Here is a 17909-nt window from a genome sequence, read left to right as displayed (position 1 = left end):
CCCGCCCCCGCCCCCGAACGCTCACCCCACCGACGAGTAGGCCACAACCCCCCGCAGCAACAGATCGACAGCCTTCCGCGCGTTCTTCGCGACGGAGGAAGACCCGTCACCCCCCGACACGGGAGCCGCCGCCGAGATCTGCCCCAGCACGTCGATCACCTGCTTGCACCACCGCACGAAGTCCCCGGCCGGCATCTCCGCCTCCCGCAGCACCTCGTCCAGCCCCTTCCCCGAGGCCCACATGTACGCGGCCCAGGCGAACCCGAGATCCGGCTCCCGCTGCCCGACCCCCTCGGTCTGGTTGATGCGGAAGTCCTCCTCCAGGGCGTCGAGACGCCCCCAGATCCGCACCATCTCACCGAGCGCGGCCTTGGCCTTGCCGGACGGCACCTTGGGTGCCATGGCGTCGTCGCCCACCCGGGCCTCGTACACCAACGCGGAGACGCACGCGGCCAGTTCGGCGGGGGCGAGCCCCTCCCAGACCCTTTCCCGCAGGCACTCGCTGGCCAGCAGATCGAGCTCGCCGTACAGGCGGGCCAGCCGCTTGCCGTGCTCGGTGACCTCGTTGCCGCGCAGATAGTCCAGCTCGGTCAGCAGGGCCACGATCCGGTCGAAGGTGCGTGCGATGGTGTTCGTGCGTCCCTCGATGCGCCGCTCCAGCTGCGAGGTGTCGCGCAGCAGCCGGTGATAGCGCTCGGCCCAACGGGCGTGGTCCTCGCGGTCGTTGCACCCGTGGCAGGGGTGCGCCCGGATCGCCGTCCGCAGCCGCGCGATCTCGCGGTCGTCGGCGGCCTGTGATCGCTGCTTGCGGGCCCGCTCCGGCGGAATGTGCCCTGCCTTGGTGCGCAGCGCGGAGGCCAGGTCCCGACGGGACTGCGGTGAGCGCGCGTTGAAGGACTTGGGGATCCGCATCCGCTCCAACGGCTCTACCGGGACGGGGAAGTCCATCGACGCGAGCCGCTTGACCTGCCGCTCGGCCGTCAGCACCAGCGGCCGCGGGCCGTCGTGGTGCTCGAAGCCCCGGTGGCCGTTGGACCGCCCGGCGGGCAGGCCCGGGTCCAGCACGAGCGCGAGACCGGCGTACTTGCCCGTCGGCACATGGATCACATCGCCCGGCTTGAGCTTCTCCAGCGCCACGGCCGCCTCGGCCCGCCGCTGGGCGACTCCCTGCCGGGCCAGCTCGGTCTCGCGGTCCTTGAGCTCGCGGCGCAGCCGCGCGTACTCCTCGAAGTCGCCGAGGTGACAGGTCATGGAGGCCTTGTAACCGTCGAGCCCCTCCTCGTTGCGCTGCACCTGCCGGGAGATCCCGACGACCGACTTGTCGGCCTGGAACTGCGCGAACGACGTCTCCAGCAGCTCGCGCGAGCGGTGCCGGCCGAACTGCTCGACCAGGTTGACCGCCATGTTGTAGGACGGCTTGAAGCTGGAGCGCAGCGGGTACGTACGCGTGCCGGCGAGGCCCGCGAGGTGTTCGGGACTGCTCCCCCGCTGCCACAGCACCACCGCGTGACCCTCGACGTCGATGCCGCGCCGCCCCGCACGCCCCGTCAGCTGGGTGTACTCGCCGGGCGTGATGTCGGCGTGCTGTTCGCCGTTCCACTTGACGAGCTTTTCCAGCACCACCGAGCGCGCGGGCATGTTGATGCCCAGCGCGAGCGTCTCGGTCGCGAACACGGCCTTGACCAGTCCGCGCACGAACAGCTCCTCGACGACCTCCTTGAAGGTCGGCAGCATGCCCGCGTGGTGGGCCGCGATACCGCGCTCCAGGCCCTCCAGCCACTCGTAGTAGCCGAGGACGTGGAGGTCCTCGGTCGGGATCGACGCGGTGCGCTCCTCGACGAGGGCGCGCACCCTGCCGCGGGCCTCGTCGTCGTTCAGCCGCAGTCCCGCGTACAGGCACTGCTGTACGGCCGCCTCGCAGGCGGCTCGGCTGAAGATGAACGTGATGGCGGGCAGCAGGCCCTCGGCGTCGAGCCGCTCGATGACCTCGGGCCGGCTCGGCGTCCAGACCTTGGAGCGCTGCCGCCGCTCGCGCTCCCGGTCGGCCTCGCGCATCGCCCTGCCGCGTCTGCGGTCCTGGTACGACGGCCGCTGGGCCTCCATCCGGGCCAGCCGGGCGAGATCGGGGTTGACGGCCTTCTTGTTGCCCTCGCCCTCCTCGAACAGGTCGTACATCCGCCGCCCGGCGAGCACGTGCTGGAACAGCGGCACGGGCCGGTGCTCGGAGACGATCACCTGGGTGTCGCCGCGGACGGTGTCGAGCCAGTCGCCGAACTCCTCGGCGTTGGACACGGTCGCCGACAGTGACACCAGGGTCACCGACTCGGGGAGGTGGATGATCACCTCTTCCCATACGGCGCCCCGGAAGCGGTCGGAGAGGTAGTGCACCTCGTCCATGACCACGTAGCCGAGGCCGAGGAGGGTCTGCGAGCCCGCGTACAGCATGTTCCGCAGCACCTCGGTGGTCATCACGACCACGGGGGCGTCGGAGTTGACGCTGTTGTCGCCGGTGAGCAGGCCGACCTTGTCCGCTCCGTAACGGCGGCTCAGGTCCGCGTACTTCTGGTTGGACAGGGCCTTGATGGGGGTCGTGTAGAAGCACTTCTTGCCCTGCTGGAGGGCGAGGTGGACGGCGAACTCGCCGACAATCGTCTTGCCGGAGCCGGTGGGGGCGGCCACCAGCACGCCCTTCCCGGCTTCGAGAGCCTTGCAGGCCTCGATCTGGAAGGGGTCGAGACCGAAGTCGTACATCTCGCGGAAGTCCGCGAGCGCGGTGGCCTGCTCGGCTGCCCGCAGGCGGGCTGCCGCGTACCGCTCGGCCGGTGAGAGGTCCTCTGTCATCGTGCTTTCGAGCGTACCCGGCGGCACTGACAACAGGACGATCATTATCCGGATCCAAGTCCGGGAAACCTGCTCTTCACGCAGTTCACGGGCCCACCACGGACACCGCCCCGCGCACACAGCTCGCGCTCAGCGGCAGTGGTCCGAGCGGCTCGCCGTCCGCATACCCCGTGACACCCTCGGCGGTGATCTCGACCCGCGCGGCCCTCAGCACGGTGACCTTGGGATGGTCGACGTGGGTGCCCCGGTACACCCTCGGGAACACCCGCAGCAGGGTCGTACGGCTGCAGTCGCCGACCACGGTGACGTCGAACAGCCCGTCGGTGAGGTCCGCGCCCGGGCAGATCCGCATACCGCCGCCGTACGACGATCCGTTGCCGACGGCCACCAAGGTCGCCTCCACCTCGCGGACCTGGCCGCCGTCGAGCGTGATCCGGTACGGGACGGGCCGGAAGGCGGCCAGTTCGGCGAGCATCGCGAGGTCGTACCTGAGGCGGCCCGCGGGCCATCTCATGCGGTTGCCGCGGTCGTTGACACGGGAGTCGAAGCCGGAGGCGAGGACGGTGCCGAACCAGTGGTCACCGACCCGGCCCAGGTCGGTGTCGTGGACGCGGCCCTCCTTGAGCGCCTCGCCGATCAGCCGGCCGGCGGCGGCGGGGTCGCGCACCGGCAGCCCCAGGGTGCGGGCGAAGTCGTTGCCGGTGCCGACGGCGACCAGACCGAAGGGGGTGCGGGTGCCGGCGACAGCCTGGAGGGCGAGGTTCGCCATGCCGTCGCCACCGACCGCGATCAGAGCGCCGGTGCCGTCCCGGACTGCGGCACGCGCGCGTGCGAGGGCGTCGGCGGGGTCCTCGCCCAGCACGGTCCGCACGGCGAAGCCTGCCGCCCGCAACGCGGAAGCGGCCGGCTGCGCCGCGTGGGCGCCCCGGCCGCGGCCCGCGGTGGGGTTCACGAAGAGGGTGATCTCGCTGGTCACAGCAGTGACCTTACGAGCGCTTCCCGGTCGTCAGGTCACGTCGTCATAACCGTTGACCCGGTCCGTGGCCGACTGCTCGGGCAGCGCCCGGCTCGCGGAGACGGTCTCGACCTCGCCGATGTCCTCGGGGGTGAGGTCCAGGTCGGAGGCCTCGTCGTCGGCGGGCCCCTCGGCCTCACGACGGCGCTTGCGCCGGTCGTTGAGCAGGGAGAAGGCGGTCGCCGCGAAGTACAGGACCCAGATCGGCGCGGCGAGGGCCAGCATCGTCAGCGGGTCGGTGCTCGGTGTGGCGACGGCCGCGAACACGGTGATGGCCATGATCATGCCGCGCCACCAGCCGAGCATCCGCTTGCCGGTGATCAACCCGGTGAGGTTGAGGAAGACCAGCAGGAGGGGCAGCTCGAAGGAGAGGCCGAAGACCAGCACCATGCGCAGGACGAGGTCGAGCAGGTCGTCCAGCGGCAGCAGGTTGGAGGTGCCGCCCGGGGTGAAGCCGATCAGCACCTTCGCCGTGGTGGGCAGCACCGAGTAGGCGAAGTACGCGCCGACCATGAAGAGCGGGGCGCCCGTGCCGACGAAGGCGTAGGCGTACTTCTTCTCGTGCCGGTGCAGGCCGGGTGCGACGAAGGCCCACAGCTGGTAGAGCCAGACCGGCGAGGCCGCGACGACGCCGGCCATGAGCGACACCTTCAGTGCCAGCGTGAAGGGCGCGAGGAGGCCGTTGATCGTGATCTCGGCGCACGGCTTGGTCGACTGCGTCGACTTGGCCAGTTCCGCGAAGGACTTGTCACAGCCGACCGAGTCGAGAATCGGCTTGGTGATCAAGTTGATGATGTCGTTGTAGAAGAAGGCGGCGACCACCGTGACGGCGATGATGGCCAGCATCGCCTTCGCGAGCCGGTTGCGGAGCTCACGAAGGTGATCCGCGAGAGGCATCCGCCCCTCGGGATCCCTCTCCTCTTTGCGGGCAGACTTCAGCAACCCACGTTCCCATCTCGTGCGGGCGGGCCGGAGGTCACCGGCCCCGCGTCAGCGCTTGGTCGTGTCCGTCGGCTCGGTGACCGGGCGCGAGCTGGTCACGTCGCCGGGGGCGGCCTGGATGGTGCGCTGAGCCGGGGTCTGCTCGTCGGTGTTGGGCGGGCCGGCCGGAGTGGCCGTGCTGCTGCCCTCGTCCTTCATCGCCTTGGCCTCGCTCTTGAGGATACGAGCGGACTTGCCGAGCGAGCGCGCCATGTCGGGAAGCTTCTTCGCGCCGAACAGCAGGATGATGACGACGAGGATGAGAATGATCTCGGGGGCGCCGAGCCTTCCGAACATAAGTCTTTACCTTCTCACCGAGGCGGCTTGTGGGGTGCTGTCCGACCGGTCGGACATGTGTCCGATCAGTCGTGCTGACAGCGATCGTAACGCTCAGGGGTGAACGCCTGGCAATCCCTGTGCGCACTCCCGGTTCGCGGCCGAGCCTCGTTATCCGGACCGCGACCAGCAGCGTACCTGCCGACCTGCCACGGTGACAGGGCGAAGTGGCCCAAAACGCATCCGCCGCTCGACTCACACCCAACTCTCAGCCGTACTCACAGCGAGTCCACGGAACGGGCCGTGCTCACCGCCGCCCGCTCCAGGTCCTCCGCGGCCCTGCTGATGCGCTGTGCGGAGTCCGTGACCTGGCGCCCGAGACGCTGGGCCTCCAGGAAGACCCGGACGGCGAGCACACCGAGCACGGCGAGACCCACGAAACCCACAGCTACCGCGAACATCGGCCAGAACATGACACCGAGCCTAGAGGGTCTGGAGGGACAAGAAACACTAGAGGGTGGAGTGCAGCCGCAGCGTCCGCACCCCGCCGCCGGTCAGCAGCTCCACGATCCGCTCACCGGCGGGCTTGCGGACGGCCGCGCCGCACTCGGGGCAGGTGAAGGAGTAGAAGGTGGTGCGGCTGGTCGCGCCGATGGCGAGGCGAAAGGCGCTGGCGGCCAGCTCGAACCGCTCCCGGCAGTCGGGGCAGCCCGCCTTGAAGGTCACCGGAGCCGCGCTTCTCATCCCCGCGAAAGCGGCGGCCACCGTGATGCCCGCACCGGACGTCGCCGACTCGCTCAAAGCCCCTGCTCCTGCCTGTCGTACCGACCGTCGTCCTGCCGCCCCTGGCGCCCCGCGTCCGCCACGTGCGCGTCCCGCGCCTCGACCCCGTCGTAGGCCGCCAGGGCCTCACGGGCCGCCTCGCGGGCGCTGTCGGCGAGGTCGCGCGGCGAGACGATGCGGCCGTCACGGCCGAGCCGGAGCGCCAGCCTCCGCAGCGATGCCGGGTCGGGGGTGCGCAGGGTAATACGCAGCCCGCCGTCGGAAAGCTCATCCGCACTGTCGTGCGGGTAGTACTCGGCGACCCAGCGGCCGCCGGGGCCGACCTCGACGACCACCTCGGGGTCCTCGGCGGCGGGCTGCACAAGCCCCTCCGACAGGTCCCTGAGCTCCACCTCGGGCGGCGCGGACGGCTCGTCGAGGATCTTGATCTCGGCCACCCGGTCGAGGCGGAAGGTGCGCCGCGCCTCGGAGCGGCGGCACCAGGCCTCGACATAGGTGTGACCGACGCTGACCAGGCGGATCGGGTCGATCTCGCGCTCGGTGAGCTCGTCACGGGCGGGCGAGTAGTAGCGGATCCACAGCCGCCGGCGCTCGGAGATGGCCCGGTCGACGTCCGCGAAGACACCGCCCTCCGACTCGAAGGTCACCGACAGCCGCGCGCTGGCACCGGCGGCCTCACCGGCCGCGGTCTCCACCTTGGCGGTGGCCCGCAGCAGCGCCTGCCGGTCACTCTCCCTGAGGCCGGGCAGCGTGGAGACCGCGCGGGCGGCCACCAGCAGCGCGGTCGCCTCGTCAGCGGCGAGCCTGAGCGGCTCGGCCGTCTCCTCGCCGAGGGCGGCGGGGTTGTGCCACCAGATCCGCTCGCCGTCGGTGTCGATGTCGAGCAGATCGCCGCCGCGGAAACTGGTGCCGCACATGGGCAGCACATCGAGGTCGGAGACCAGCTCGTCCTCGGTGATCCCGAAGGCGCGGGCCACGTCCTCGACCCGGGCTCCGGGGCGCTCCTTGAGATAGGTCACCAGCGAGAGCATCCGCCGGGTCTGGTCGATGGCGTTCGTGGGCCTGACCGGTTTGCCTGCCACAGTTCTCTTCCGCTCCCCCTCAGCCCTTGGCCACGGCACGCAGCCGGTCCACCACGTCGGCCCGCAACTCGGCGGGCTCCAGGACCACCACGTCGGGACCGAACTCCACCAGCCAGGCGTCCAGGCCATGGCCGTACGGAATCTCCAACTCGTCCCAGCCGTCGCCCAGTTCCCTTACCGAGGTGGCCTTCGCCCGCAAGGGGTACCCGGCGCCCGTGCGCAGCCGGATCCGCGCGCTGCGGTCGGCGGTCTCCCCCGCCCAGCCCGCCACGGTCTCGCGGACGGTGACGACATCAGGGACCGGGGCCGTGAACCGCGTCCCGCGGGAGCGCACCTTGCCGGTGATCCGGGAGAGCCGGAACACCCGCTCCGCGCCCCGGTCCCGGTCGAATCCGGCCAGGTACCAGTGGCCGCGCCAGCACTCCAGCGCCCACGGTTCGACATTTCGGGGCTCGGGGCGGGCGGCGGTGGCCTTGCGGTAGTCGAAGACGACCGGGCGGCGGTCCCGGCAGGCGAGCATCAGCGGCTCGAAGGAGGCCTCGTGCACCGGGATGCGCGGCTCCAGGGCACCGTGTGCCTCGTACGGGTCGACGTCCTCGGGCAGCCCCGCCGCGCGCAGTTTCTGCAGCGCTCCGCTGGCCGCGCCGGCGAGCCGGGCCTGCTGCCAGACCTTGGCGGCCAGGCCAAGGGCGGCGGCCTCCTCGGCGTCGAGGGTGATGGGCGGCAGCCGGTTGCTGTCCCGGCGGGCGAGATAGCCGACTTCGCCGTCGAGATTCTCAACCGTCTCGATCACGAGCCCGAGTTCGCGCAGATCGTCCTTGTCGCGCTCGAACATCCGGTTGAAGGAGTCGTCGGAATTGGCTTCCAGGTAGGCCTCGATGGACTCGCGGAGCTCACGCTTGCTCAGCGGCCGTCGCGTCCCGAGCAGACACAGCGCCAGATTCATCAGCCGCTCGGCCTTGGCAATGGCCATCGACGCCCTTCGCCTCCCTATGGTGCTTACGGACGTTGACCGTACCGCCCCGAAGGAGCAAGGCAAAAGCCGAGGGCCCATGCCCGGACAGGCATGGACCCTGGTCGATCAGGTCCGGTCGAATGTCGTACGACGATCCGACCGCGACGCGATCTCTTACGACTCCTCCGGTGACTCCGGTACGACGATCAGACGCCGAGGAGGTCGACCACGAAGATCAGGGTCTCCCCGGGCTTGATCGCCGGAGTCGGGCTCTGGTTGCCGTAGGCGAGGTGGGCCGGGATGGTCAGCTGGCGACGGCCGCCGACCTTCATGCCCTGCACGCCCTGGTCCCAGCCCTTGATGACCCGGCCGCCGCCCAGCGGGAAGCGGAACGGCTGACCACGGTTCCAGCTGGCGTCGAACTCCTCGCCGGTGCTGAAGGCCACGCCCACGTAGTGGACGGTGACGGTCTGGCCGGCCTGCGCAACCTCGCCGTCGCCCTCCCAGATGTCCTTGATCTCCAGGTCAGCCGGGGGCTCGCCGCCCGGGAAGTCGATCTCGGGCTTGTCGATGCTCACGTCACTCGCTCCTGCTTGTTCACGGAAAGGCAACAGGGACCAGTCTTACATCCCCGTCACGGAGACCTGCGCGCATGTCCCCCGTGCGTCACATCTTCGCGAGGATGTCCACGGTGAAGACCAGCGTGGAGTTCTTCTCGATACCGCTGCCGGCCGGCGGGTTGTCGCCGTAACCCAGCTTCGGCGGAATCGAGATCAGCACCCGGCTGCCGACCTTCTTGCCGGTCAGACCCTGCGCCCACCCCTTGACGACCTGCTGCAGCGAGAACGACGCCAGCTGCTTGCGGCTGTACGTCGAGTCGAACTCCTTGCCGGAGTCCCACACCACGCCCTTGTACTGCACGAGCAGCGTGCTGTCGGCCGCCACCTCGTCGCCGTCACCCTCGATGACGTACTCCGCCACCAGCTTGGTCGGCGCGTCCGCCTTGGGGATGTCGATCGAGGGGGCCTTGCCGTCGGTGTTGGTGCCGACCTTGGGCAGCTTGGCATCGCTCTGCGCGACGTTCTTGCCCTTGGCGGAGCTCTTCGCGTTGAACGTGTCCTGCACGTCGACGACGAACACCAGCGTGTCGGTGCCCTTGATGCCCGCCTGCGCGTTGCCCCCCTTGCCGTACCCCCAGGTCGGCGGGATGGAGAACTGCACGCGGCTGCCGGCCTTCTTGCCCGACAGTGCGTACCGCCAGCCGTCGATGATGCTGTTCTGCGCGAGCTGGATGACCAGCGCCGTCTTACGGTCGTAGGAGTTGTCGAAGACCTTGGCCGTGCTCCAGATCTGCCCCAGGTAGTGGGCCTGGATGTAGTCGCCCTCGGCGATGGTGGTGCCGCCGCCCGCGATGAGCGTCTTGACCGCGAGATCCTTCGACGGATCGCCGGTGCCCTTGGCGACGGTCGGCTTCTCACCGAACTTCGCGCCCGCCGTGATCGCCGGCAGCGGACCGGCGACGATCTTCGGCGGCGGTGCCTGGGGGGCCGAGGACGACGGCGAGGGTGACGCACTGTCGCTCGCCTTGCTCGAATCGGACTTGTCGTCACCGCATGCGGCGAGAGTGGCCAGTCCTGCGGGAACGGCGATGAGAAGGGAGCGTCGGCGCACGGTGAGAGCCTCGTAATCGGTCGATCTTGTTGATGGCGTGCGCGCAACTCTACGGCGTGAGAAGGGCGCCGTACGGGAAACGTACGGCGCCCGTGTTGCGTTCCGACAGCGATGCGGAACGCTTTGCTCACATTCCGGCGATCAGTTTCTCCACCCGGTCGTCGACCGACCGGAACGGGTCCTTGCACAACACCGTGCGCTGCGCCTGGTCATTGAGCTTGAGGTGGACCCAGTCGACGGTGAAGTCCCGGCGCTGTTCCTGGGCCCTGCGGATGAAGTCACCGCGCAGCCGGGCCCGAGTGGTCTGCGGCGGAACCGACTTGCCCTCGAAGATCTTCAAGTCGTTGCAGATACGGGTGGCTTGACCCTTCCTCTCCAGAAGGTAATAGAGCCCACGACGGCGGTGAATGTCGTGATACGCGAGGTCTATCTGCGCGACCCGCGGGTGCGACATCGTCATGTTGTGCTTGGCCCGGTACCGCTCGATGAGCTTGTACTTCATGACCCAGTCGATCTCGGTGCCGATCCGGTCGAGGTCCTCCGCCTCGATCGCGTCCAGCGTCCGGCCCCACAGCTCGAGGACCTGGTCGACGGTGCCGGTGCGGATGCCACGCCGCTCGACGAAGTCCACGGCCTTCTCGTAGTACTCGCGCTGCACCTCCAGCGCGGAGGCCTCCCGGCCACTGGCCAGACGCACCTTGCGCCGGCCGGTGATGTCATGGCTGACCTCGCGGATCGCCCGGATCGGGTTCTCCAGGGTCAGGTCACGCATCACGGTGCCCGCCTCGATCATGCGCAGCACCAGGTCGGTCGCGCCGACCTTCAGCAGCATGGTCGTCTCGGACATGTTCGAGTCGCCCACGATGACGTGCAGGCGGCGGTAGCGCTCGGCGTCGGCGTGCGGTTCGTCGCGGGTGTTGATGATCGGCCGGGACCGGGTCGTCGCCGAGGAGACGCCCTCCCAGATGTGCTCGGCCCGCTGGCTGACGCAGTACACCGCGCCCCGCGGGGTCTGCAGCACCTTGCCGGCACCACAGAGAAGCTGCCTGGTGACCAGGAACGGAATGAGAATGTCCGCGAGCCGGGAGAACTCCCCGTGGCGCGCGACGAGATAGTTCTCGTGGCAGCCGTAGGAGTTGCCGGCCGAGTCCGTGTTGTTCTTGAAGAGGTAGACGTCGCCCGCGATTCCTTCCTCGTGCAGGCGTCGTTCGGCGTCCACCAGGAGTCCTTCGAGAATGCGCTCGCCCGCTTTGTCGTGGGTGACCAGTTCGGTCACGTTGTCACATTCGGGTGTCGCGTATTCCGGATGTGAGCCCACGTCGAGATAGAGGCGTGCGCCGTTTCGCAGAAAGACATTGCTGCTGCGGCCCCATGACACGACACGGCGGAAGAGGTACCGCGCCACCTCGTCGGGAGACAGACGTCGCTGTCCCCTGAACGTACACGTGACGCCGTACTCGTTCTCCAGCCCGAAAATGCGGCGGTCCATGACTGAACATTACGCCCGATCCCCCGAGCTGAAACGGGGTTCGGCAGCACGGTTTGGATCATTTTCCGATGAAGACGCAACCACCGCCTGCCGGGCGGGAGCTGCGAGGACCCGCCCGGTGGCCAGCAGGACCACCCATGACACACCCCCCGCGACCGCCGGCACGGCGAAGCCCCACAGGGCCCCGCCACCCTCGACGACCGGGCCCGCGAGCCCCGTTCCCACCGACGCGCCCACGGTGAACGTCGTCACGATCCAGGAGAACGCCTCCGTGACCGTCCCGGCCGGCGCGTGCCGGTCGACCAGGACGAACGCACAGGCGATCACCGGCGCCAGGAACACACCCGCGAGAACCATCAGCAGCGTCATGGCGACCGCGCCCGGCATCAGCGTCAGCGGCAGGTAACACACCGCCAGGAAGCCCACCAGCACCTGGAGTCGCCGCGCGGGCTCACCGGCCCACTGCCGCGCCCCGTACACCGTGCCGCCCACCAGGGCCCCGAGACCGATCCCGGCCATCAGCCAGCCGTACACCGCGTCCCCGCCGTGCTCGTCCGCGTACGGCACGGAGGCGACCGTGATGGACCCCAGCGCGATCCCGACGAACAGGAACGCGCCCAGCAGCGCCAGGAGCCCGGGCGAGCGCAGCGCGCCGAGCCAGTGCGCCTCACGCGGCCCGGAGCGCCACGCGCGCGAGGGCGGCGACACCACGACCGAGAGCGCACCGAGGACCCCGATGACGTTCAGCACCACCAACGCCGCCTGCGCCGACCACAGCGACACGCACAGCGTCACCAGCAACGGCCCCACCGTGAACATGACTTCCTGCGCCACCGCGTCCATGGCGTACGCCGTGTGCACCTGTTCCTCCCGGCGCAGCACGCTCGGCCACAGCGCCCGCAGGCCACCCTCCAGCGGCGGCGTGAACAGCCCCGCGCCCGCCACGGCCGCGTAGGCGAGCGGAAGCGGATCGGTACCGGTGAAGGCGAAGACAGCCATCGCGAGTGCCGACAGCACGGCGGAGGGGAACTGCACACGGGGCTGGCCGTGAAGGTCGACGAGCCGCCCGAGCACCGGCTGCCCCACGGCGTTGGCGACCCCGTAGACGGCCGCGAGACCCCCGGCGAGGCTGTACGTACCGCCCTCCGCCCGCACGAACAGCACGATCGCGATCGCCGCGGTGGCATTCGGCAGCCGGCCCACCAGCGTCCCCGTCAGCAGGCGGGCCGCATGCCTCGCCCTGAGGATCTCCAGGTATCCCGCGGCCATGTCCCGCCTCCAAGTCATACGTATAACCCCGACCCCCATACGTACCATGTGCGCTGTTCGGACGTCCAGACGAAGGAGCGGACCCACGGTGGCACGCAGCAGCACGCGACCGACCAGCCGCGACGTCGCACAGGCGGCCGGCGTGTCCCAGGCCGCCGTCTCACTGGTACTCGGCGACAAATGGCGCGGCCGAGTCTCCGAAGCCACCGCCGAACGAGTCCGCGAAGCCGCCCGCGACCTCGGCTACCGGCCCAACCTCGCCGCCCGCAACCTCCGCCTCGGCCACACCCGCACCGTCCTCCTCGTCGTCCCCGCCCTCACCACCGAGTTCTTCGCCGGCGTCTACACCGGCGCCGCGCGCGTCGCCGCCGACCACGGCTTCGGCGTCGTCCTCTACCCCTCCCCCGAAGGCATCGGCCCCGCCCGCGACCCCTTCGCCTCCGCCCAGGCCGCCCTCGACGGCGTCATCGCCTCCTCCATGGCCGCCGACGCCCTCACCGCCATCCGCGGCGACCAACTCCCCCTCGTCATGCTCGACAGCGACCCCTCCGGCAGCCTCGGCGCCGCCACCGTCAACCTCGACATCGCCGACGGCGTCCGCCAGGTCGCCACCCACCTCCTGCACCTCGGCCACCGCCGCTTCCTGCACCTCGCCGCCGACGTACCCTCCTGGACCTTCGAGGTACGCGCGCGAGAACTGGCCGCACAGCTCGACACCGTCCCCGGCACCTCCGTCCGCACGGCCCGCGCCCCCATCTCCATCGACGGCGCCACGACCGCCGCCGAGGCCGCCCTCGCCACCCCCGGCCCCCGGCCCACCGCCCTGGTCTGCGACGACGACAAACTCGCCGCCGGCGCCTACAAGGCCGTACGACGACTCGGCCTGCGCGTCCCCGACGACATCTCCGTCACCGGCCTGGACGACCTCGCCCTCGCCACCGCCATCGACCCCGAGCTCACGACCGTCCGACTCGACGCCGAACTCTTCGGCGAACGCGGCATGCAAGCCCTCCTGGCCGTCCTGGAGGGCCGAACACCCCAGGCCGGAGACATCCCCGTCGAATTGGTCGTACGAGGCTCCACAGCCCCACCGAGCGGCTCCTGAACGCCCTGTGCCCCGGCCTGGTGATCGGCCGGGGCACAGAAAGGGATGATGGTCGGGCGGGACGCGCCGGGACTACTCGTCCTCGGAACCCTCCGGCTCATCCGCGCTCTCCGCCTCGGTGGACGCACCGCCGGCCTCCAGCAACCGACCGAGCTGACGCCCCACGATGCGCTTGAACTTGCGCTTCTGCGGACGCGTCCGGTCCAGCACCGCGACCTCCAGCCGCTCCGCGGGGATCTCCCGCTCACTGCCGTTCGTGTCGCGGGACAGCGCCTGCACGGCCAGCTTCAGCGCCTCCGCCAGGCTCATACCGTCCTGATGACGCTGATCCAGATAGCTGCTGATCGTCTCCGCGTTGCCGCCCACCGCGACCGAGCCGTGCTCGTCCACGATGGAACCGTCATGCGGCAGCCGGTAGATCTGGTCACCCTCCGGCGTCTCACCGACCTCGGCCACGACCAGCTCCACCTCGTACGGCTTCTCACCGGCCGAGGAGAAGATCGTGCCCAGCGTCTGGGCATAGACGTTGGCGAGACCACGAGCGGTCACATCGTCACGGTCATAGGTGTAACCACGAAGATCGGCATACCGCACGCCACCGATCCGCAGGTTCTCGTACTCGTTGTACTTCCCGGCGGCCGCGAAACCGATCCGGTCGTAGATCTCACTGAACTTGTGCAGCGCACGGGACGGATTCTCGCCGACGAACACGATGCCGTCGGCATACTGCAGCACGACCAGGCTGCGACCACGGGCGATGCCCTTGCGGGCGTACTCCGCCCGGTCGGCCATCGCCTGCTGGGGGGAGACATAGAACGGCGTCGACACCGGTTATCCGTCCCTTTCTGTGGAAGTCACTGCGATCACCTTGAACAAGACGGTGGCGCCTACAGCAGCGCGGCCCGCGGGCCGTCGGGCTGCTCAAGACGCCGCTCGAGAATCGAACGGGCGATCTCGGAGGACTCGTCGTCGGTGAGCCGACGGAAACCGTCCTCGGTGATCACAGTGACGATCGGGTAGATCCGGCGGGCGACATCGGGTCCACCGGTCGCCGAGTCGTCGTCAGCCGCGTCGTACAGAGCCTGCACCACAAGGGTGGTGGCCTGCTCCTCGGTCAGGTCGTCACGGAAGAGCTTCTTCATCGCACCGCGCGCGAAGATCGAGCCCGAACCGGTGGCGGCGAAGTGGTGCTCCTCGGAACGGCCGCCGGTGACGTCGTAGGAGAAGATCCGCCCCCGCTCCCGGTCCACGTCGTACCCCGCGAACAGCGGCACCACGGCCAGCCCCTGCATCGCCATGCCCAGGTTGGAACGGATCATCGTGGACAGCCGGTTCGCCTTGCCCTCCAGCGACAACTGGGCGCCCTCGACCTTCTCGAAGTGCTCCAGCTCCAGCTGGAACAGCTTCACCATCTCCACGGCGAGACCCGCGGTGCCGGCGATCCCGACGGCCGAGTACTCGTCGGCCGGGAACACCTTCTCGATGTCCCGCTGGGCGATGACGTTGCCCATCGTCGCCCGACGGTCACCGGCGAGCACGACGCCCCCCGGGAAGGTGACGGCCACGATGGTCGTCCCGTGCGGCGCCTCGATCACGCCCTGCGTGGGCGGAAGTTGCCGGTTCCCCGGCAGCATCTCCGGCTGATGCTCGGACAGGAAGTCCATGAAGGACGACGACCCAGGCGTCAGGAAGGCAGCTGGTAGACGCCCGGTGCTACGAGTGTTGGCTTCCACGCGTTTCCTTCCAGGTAATCGGCAGCTCGGTTCATCGCTTCGGGGTCGTCCCCCAACAGGCCGAGGCCGGAATTGCAGTTGAAGCACAGTACGCCACGGACCCTACCCGTCTTGTGACAGTGATCCACATGCACGGCAGGAGCCGTCAGACAGATCGCGCAGAGCCCCATCTGAGAGGCGACCATCTCGTCACGCTGGGCTTCGGTGATGCCGTACTTGCGCATGAAGTAACTGGCCCTGTTCCGCTCAGCACGGCATGCCCGGCAGTAACTGGCCCAGCCGTCAGAGGAGGACTTGTTTCTTTCCCACTCGACATGAGGCTTTACCTGGCCGCACTGCGGACAACGCTTGTGCCCTGCTGGGACAGAGACCTTCTCCCTGACCTTCTTACCCTTGGCCTCCTGACGCTGCCGGTAGTACTCAGCGGAGCACTGCCGGCAGTACGCCTGGAGACCGTCAGTCATCGCCTTGTTGCTCGCGAACGCTGCTCTCGGCAAATATTGCTTGCACCTTGAACAGCGCCTCAACGTGGATTCTTCGATCACTCGATCGCGCCCCCGACTTCACCTTCAATTCAAAGGTAAAGTCACTCTCCACCCTTCTGAACGAAGGACCGCACGAAATCCTCGGCGTTCTCCTCGAGGACGTCATCAATCTCGTCCAGGACGGAGTCCACGTCGTCGCTGAGCTTCTCCTGGCGCTCCTTGAGGTCCTCGGAACCCTGCGCTTCCGCAGTCTGCTCCTCGACCTCCTCGGTGTTGCGTGTGGCCTTCTGCTGTCCGCCGCCGGTGTCCTTGGTCGCCATAACCCCTCACCCCGCTCGGTTCGCCGTTCGTGATCAGACCCTACTTGCAGGGTCTGACATCGTCCCCGCAGTTCCTACAACGTACGGGGGCCATCTCGATGATTCCCTCTGGCCGGGCTTTCCACCCTGTCGGACCGCCCGGCCCGAGGACCCGCTCAGTTGCCCGACAACACCCTGACCAGGTCTTCTGCCGTGCGGCAGCGGTCAAGGAGCTCCTTGACGTGATTTCGCGTTCCGCGAAGCGGTTCGAGGGTTGGGACGCGCTGGAGCGAGTCCCGGCCCGGGAGGTCGAAGATCACCGAGTCCCAGGAGGCCGCGGCGACGTCGTCGGCGTACTGCTCCAGGCAGCGGCCGCGGAAGTAGGCGCGGGTGTCCTCAGGGGGCTTGGTGCGGGCCCGCTCGACCTCGTTCTCGTCGAGGAGGCGCTTGATGCGGCCGCGGGCCGCGAGTCGGTTGTAGAGGCCCTTGTCGGGGCGCACGTCGGCGTACTGGAGGTCCAGGAGGTGCAGCTTGGCGGCGTCCCAGTCGAGGCCGTCGCGGCGCCGGTAGCCCTCCATGAGCTCCCGCTTGGCGACCCAGTCGAGTTCGCCGGCGAGGCTCATGGGGTCGTGTTCCAGGCGGTTGAGGGTGTCCTCCCAGCGGGCGAGGACGTCCTTGGTCTGGTCGTCCGCGTCGGCGCCGAAGCGTTCCTCGACGTACTTGCGGGAGAGCTCGTAGTACTCCATCTGGAGCTGGACCGCGGTGAGTGTGCGGCCGCTGCGGAGGGTGACAAGGCGCTGGAGCGTCGGGTCGTGGGAGACCTGGTGGAGGGTGCGGACGGGCTGGTCCACTGCCAGGTCGACCGCGATGAAGCCGTCCTCGATCATCGACAGGACCAGGGCCGTGGTGCCGAGCTTCAGGTAGGTCGAGATCTCCGAGAGGTTGGCGTCGCCGATGATCACGTGGAGGCGGCGGTATTTCTCGGCGTCGGCGTGGGGCTCGTCGCGGGTGTTGATGATCGGGCGCTTGAGGGTGGTTTCGAGGCCTACCTCGACTTCGAAGTAGTCGGCGCGCTGGCTGAGCTGGAAGCCGTGTTCGTGGCCGTCCTGGCCGATGCCGACGCGGCCGGCGCCTGCGAAGACCTGGCGGGAGACGAAGAAGGGCGTGAGGTGGCGCACGATGTCCGAGAAGGGGGTTTCCCGCTTCATCAGGTAGTTCTCGTGTGTGCCGTAGGAGGCGCCCTTGTTGTCGGTGTTGTTCTTGTAGAGGTGGATGGGCTGGGCGCCGGGGAGCTGGGCGGCCCGTTCGGCGGCCTCGGCCATGATGCGTTCGCCGGCCTTGTCCCAGAGGACGGCGTCGCGGGGGTTGGTGACCTCGGGGGCGCTGTATTCGGGGTGTGCGTGGTCGACGTAGAGTCGTGCGCCGTTGGTGAGGATGACGTTGGCGAGGCCGATGTCCTCGTCGGTGAGCTGGCTGGAGTCGGCGGCTTCGCGGGCGAGGTCGAAGCCCCGCGCGTCCCGCAGCGGATTCTCCTCCTCGAAGTCCCAGCGGGCCCGGCGGGCCCGGTGCATCGCCGCCGCGTAGGCGTTGACGATCTGGGATGAGGTGAGCATGGCATTGGCGTTGGGGTGGCCGGGGACGGAGATCCCGTACTCCGTCTCGATGCCCATTACTCGCCGTACGGTCATGCGGCCCTCCTTGCCCGGCGGCGCCCTCGGTCGGGGGCGGCGCTCAAGTACCGCTGGCGCTCCGGTGCGTGTGCGGTGCCCGTCCCCGCACTGCGCGACTCGGCGGTACCGAAGAGCCTAGAACGGCTCTGCGCTGGTGGGGAGATCATTTGCGTCATTGCCTTGCTCGCGTTTGATCCGGTTGGTTGCCTGAAAAACAGTCGGCTGCGGGTACCCCGGTGAGGGCACCCGCAGCCG

18 protein-coding genes are annotated in these 17909 nt (G+C 69.0%); 1 reads left to right on the top strand and 17 read right to left on the bottom strand.

Features of this window, described 5'->3' with window-relative positions:
• Positions 1 to 21: 21 nt before the first annotated feature.
• The 12 genes from ABZT02_RS22915 to ABZT02_RS22860 form a co-directional block, all read right to left on the bottom strand.
• Positions 22 to 2886 (bottom strand): DEAD/DEAH box helicase, encoded by a 2865-nt coding sequence (locus ABZT02_RS22915; protein WP_356019932.1) that lies wholly within the window; start codon positions 2884 to 2886, stop codon positions 22 to 24.
• Between the two features lie 40 nt (positions 2887 to 2926).
• Entirely contained in the window at positions 2927 to 3817 is an 891-nt protein-coding gene (locus tag ABZT02_RS22910; RefSeq protein WP_356019929.1) for a diacylglycerol kinase, read from the bottom strand.
• A gap of 30 nt (positions 3818 to 3847) precedes the next feature.
• Entirely contained in the window at positions 3848 to 4798 is a 951-nt protein-coding gene (gene tatC, locus ABZT02_RS22905) for a twin-arginine translocase subunit TatC (protein ID WP_356019927.1), read from the bottom strand.
• Positions 4799 to 4846: 48 nt separating this feature from the next.
• Complete coding sequence (gene tatA, locus ABZT02_RS22900) at positions 4847 to 5134, bottom strand: Sec-independent protein translocase subunit TatA (RefSeq protein WP_057614315.1); 288 nt, start codon at positions 5132 to 5134, stop codon at positions 4847 to 4849.
• A 257-nt stretch (positions 5135 to 5391) separates the two neighbouring features.
• Positions 5392 to 5586 carry a hypothetical protein gene (locus ABZT02_RS22895; protein ID WP_356019923.1) on the bottom strand — a complete coding sequence of 65 codons (195 nt, stop codon included), beginning with the start codon at positions 5584 to 5586 and terminating at the stop codon, positions 5392 to 5394.
• A 37-nt stretch (positions 5587 to 5623) separates the two neighbouring features.
• Entirely contained in the window at positions 5624 to 5914 is a 291-nt protein-coding gene (locus tag ABZT02_RS22890) for a hypothetical protein (protein ID WP_280852532.1), read from the bottom strand.
• Positions 5911 to 6978, bottom strand: coding sequence for a WYL domain-containing protein (locus ABZT02_RS22885; protein WP_356019921.1), 1068 nt, complete (start codon positions 6976 to 6978; stop codon positions 5911 to 5913). The genes ABZT02_RS22890 and ABZT02_RS22885 overlap by 4 nt, the downstream gene beginning before the upstream one ends.
• Before the next feature lie 19 nt (positions 6979 to 6997).
• The gene (locus ABZT02_RS22880) at positions 6998 to 7951 is read right to left on the bottom strand and encodes a WYL domain-containing protein (RefSeq protein WP_356019918.1); all 954 of its coding nucleotides are present in this window, start codon (positions 7949 to 7951) and stop codon (positions 6998 to 7000) included.
• Between the two features lie 188 nt (positions 7952 to 8139).
• Positions 8140 to 8511: an FKBP-type peptidyl-prolyl cis-trans isomerase gene (locus ABZT02_RS22875; RefSeq protein WP_020117713.1), complete on the bottom strand. Its 372-nt coding sequence runs from the start codon at positions 8509 to 8511 to the stop codon at positions 8140 to 8142.
• Between the two features lie 88 nt (positions 8512 to 8599).
• Complete coding sequence (locus ABZT02_RS22870) at positions 8600 to 9604, bottom strand: FKBP-type peptidyl-prolyl cis-trans isomerase (protein ID WP_356019916.1); 1005 nt, start codon at positions 9602 to 9604, stop codon at positions 8600 to 8602.
• 127 nt (positions 9605 to 9731) lie between these two features.
• Positions 9732 to 11093: a Pup--protein ligase gene (pafA, locus tag ABZT02_RS22865; RefSeq protein ID WP_030795508.1), complete on the bottom strand. Its 1362-nt coding sequence runs from the start codon at positions 11091 to 11093 to the stop codon at positions 9732 to 9734.
• Positions 11094 to 11102: 9 nt separating this feature from the next.
• Positions 11103 to 12362: an MFS transporter gene (locus ABZT02_RS22860; RefSeq protein ID WP_356019912.1), complete on the bottom strand. Its 1260-nt coding sequence runs from the start codon at positions 12360 to 12362 to the stop codon at positions 11103 to 11105.
• An 88-nt stretch (positions 12363 to 12450) separates the two neighbouring features.
• Here ABZT02_RS22860 and ABZT02_RS22855 point away from each other — a divergent pair, with 88 nt between their 5' ends.
• On the top strand, positions 12451 to 13467 hold the full coding sequence (locus ABZT02_RS22855; protein ID WP_356019910.1) for a LacI family DNA-binding transcriptional regulator: 1017 nt from the start codon (positions 12451 to 12453) through the stop codon (positions 13465 to 13467).
• A 72-nt stretch (positions 13468 to 13539) separates the two neighbouring features.
• Here the strand turns inward: ABZT02_RS22855 and prcA are convergent, their stop codons facing one another.
• The 5 genes from prcA to dop form a co-directional block, all read right to left on the bottom strand.
• A complete protein-coding gene (prcA, locus tag ABZT02_RS22850) occupies positions 13540 to 14295 on the bottom strand; it encodes a proteasome subunit alpha (RefSeq protein WP_356019908.1) in 756 nt (251 codons plus the stop codon).
• Positions 14296 to 14354: 59 nt separating this feature from the next.
• Positions 14355 to 15200 carry a proteasome subunit beta gene (gene prcB, locus ABZT02_RS22845; protein WP_356019905.1) on the bottom strand — a complete coding sequence of 282 codons (846 nt, stop codon included), beginning with the start codon at positions 15198 to 15200 and terminating at the stop codon, positions 14355 to 14357.
• Positions 15152 to 15424, bottom strand: a complete 273-nt coding sequence (locus ABZT02_RS22840; protein WP_356019903.1) for an endonuclease VII domain-containing protein — start codon at positions 15422 to 15424, stop codon at positions 15152 to 15154. Before ABZT02_RS22840 ends, prcB begins: the two co-directional genes overlap by 49 nt.
• A gap of 362 nt (positions 15425 to 15786) precedes the next feature.
• On the bottom strand, positions 15787 to 16005 hold the full coding sequence (locus ABZT02_RS22835) for a ubiquitin-like protein Pup (RefSeq protein WP_053852487.1): 219 nt from the start codon (positions 16003 to 16005) through the stop codon (positions 15787 to 15789).
• A 155-nt stretch (positions 16006 to 16160) separates the two neighbouring features.
• Positions 16161 to 17672 carry a depupylase/deamidase Dop gene (gene dop / locus ABZT02_RS22830; protein WP_356019901.1) on the bottom strand — a complete coding sequence of 504 codons (1512 nt, stop codon included), beginning with the start codon at positions 17670 to 17672 and terminating at the stop codon, positions 16161 to 16163.
• Between the last annotated feature and the right edge of the window lie 237 nt (positions 17673 to 17909).

This window comes from Streptomyces sp. NPDC005402, from assembly GCF_040606575.1.
Taxonomy (GTDB): Bacteria; Actinomycetota; Actinomycetes; order Streptomycetales; family Streptomycetaceae; genus Streptomyces.
The sequence above is the reverse complement of the archived record's forward strand: the minus strand, read 5'-3'. Positions and strand labels throughout refer to the sequence as shown.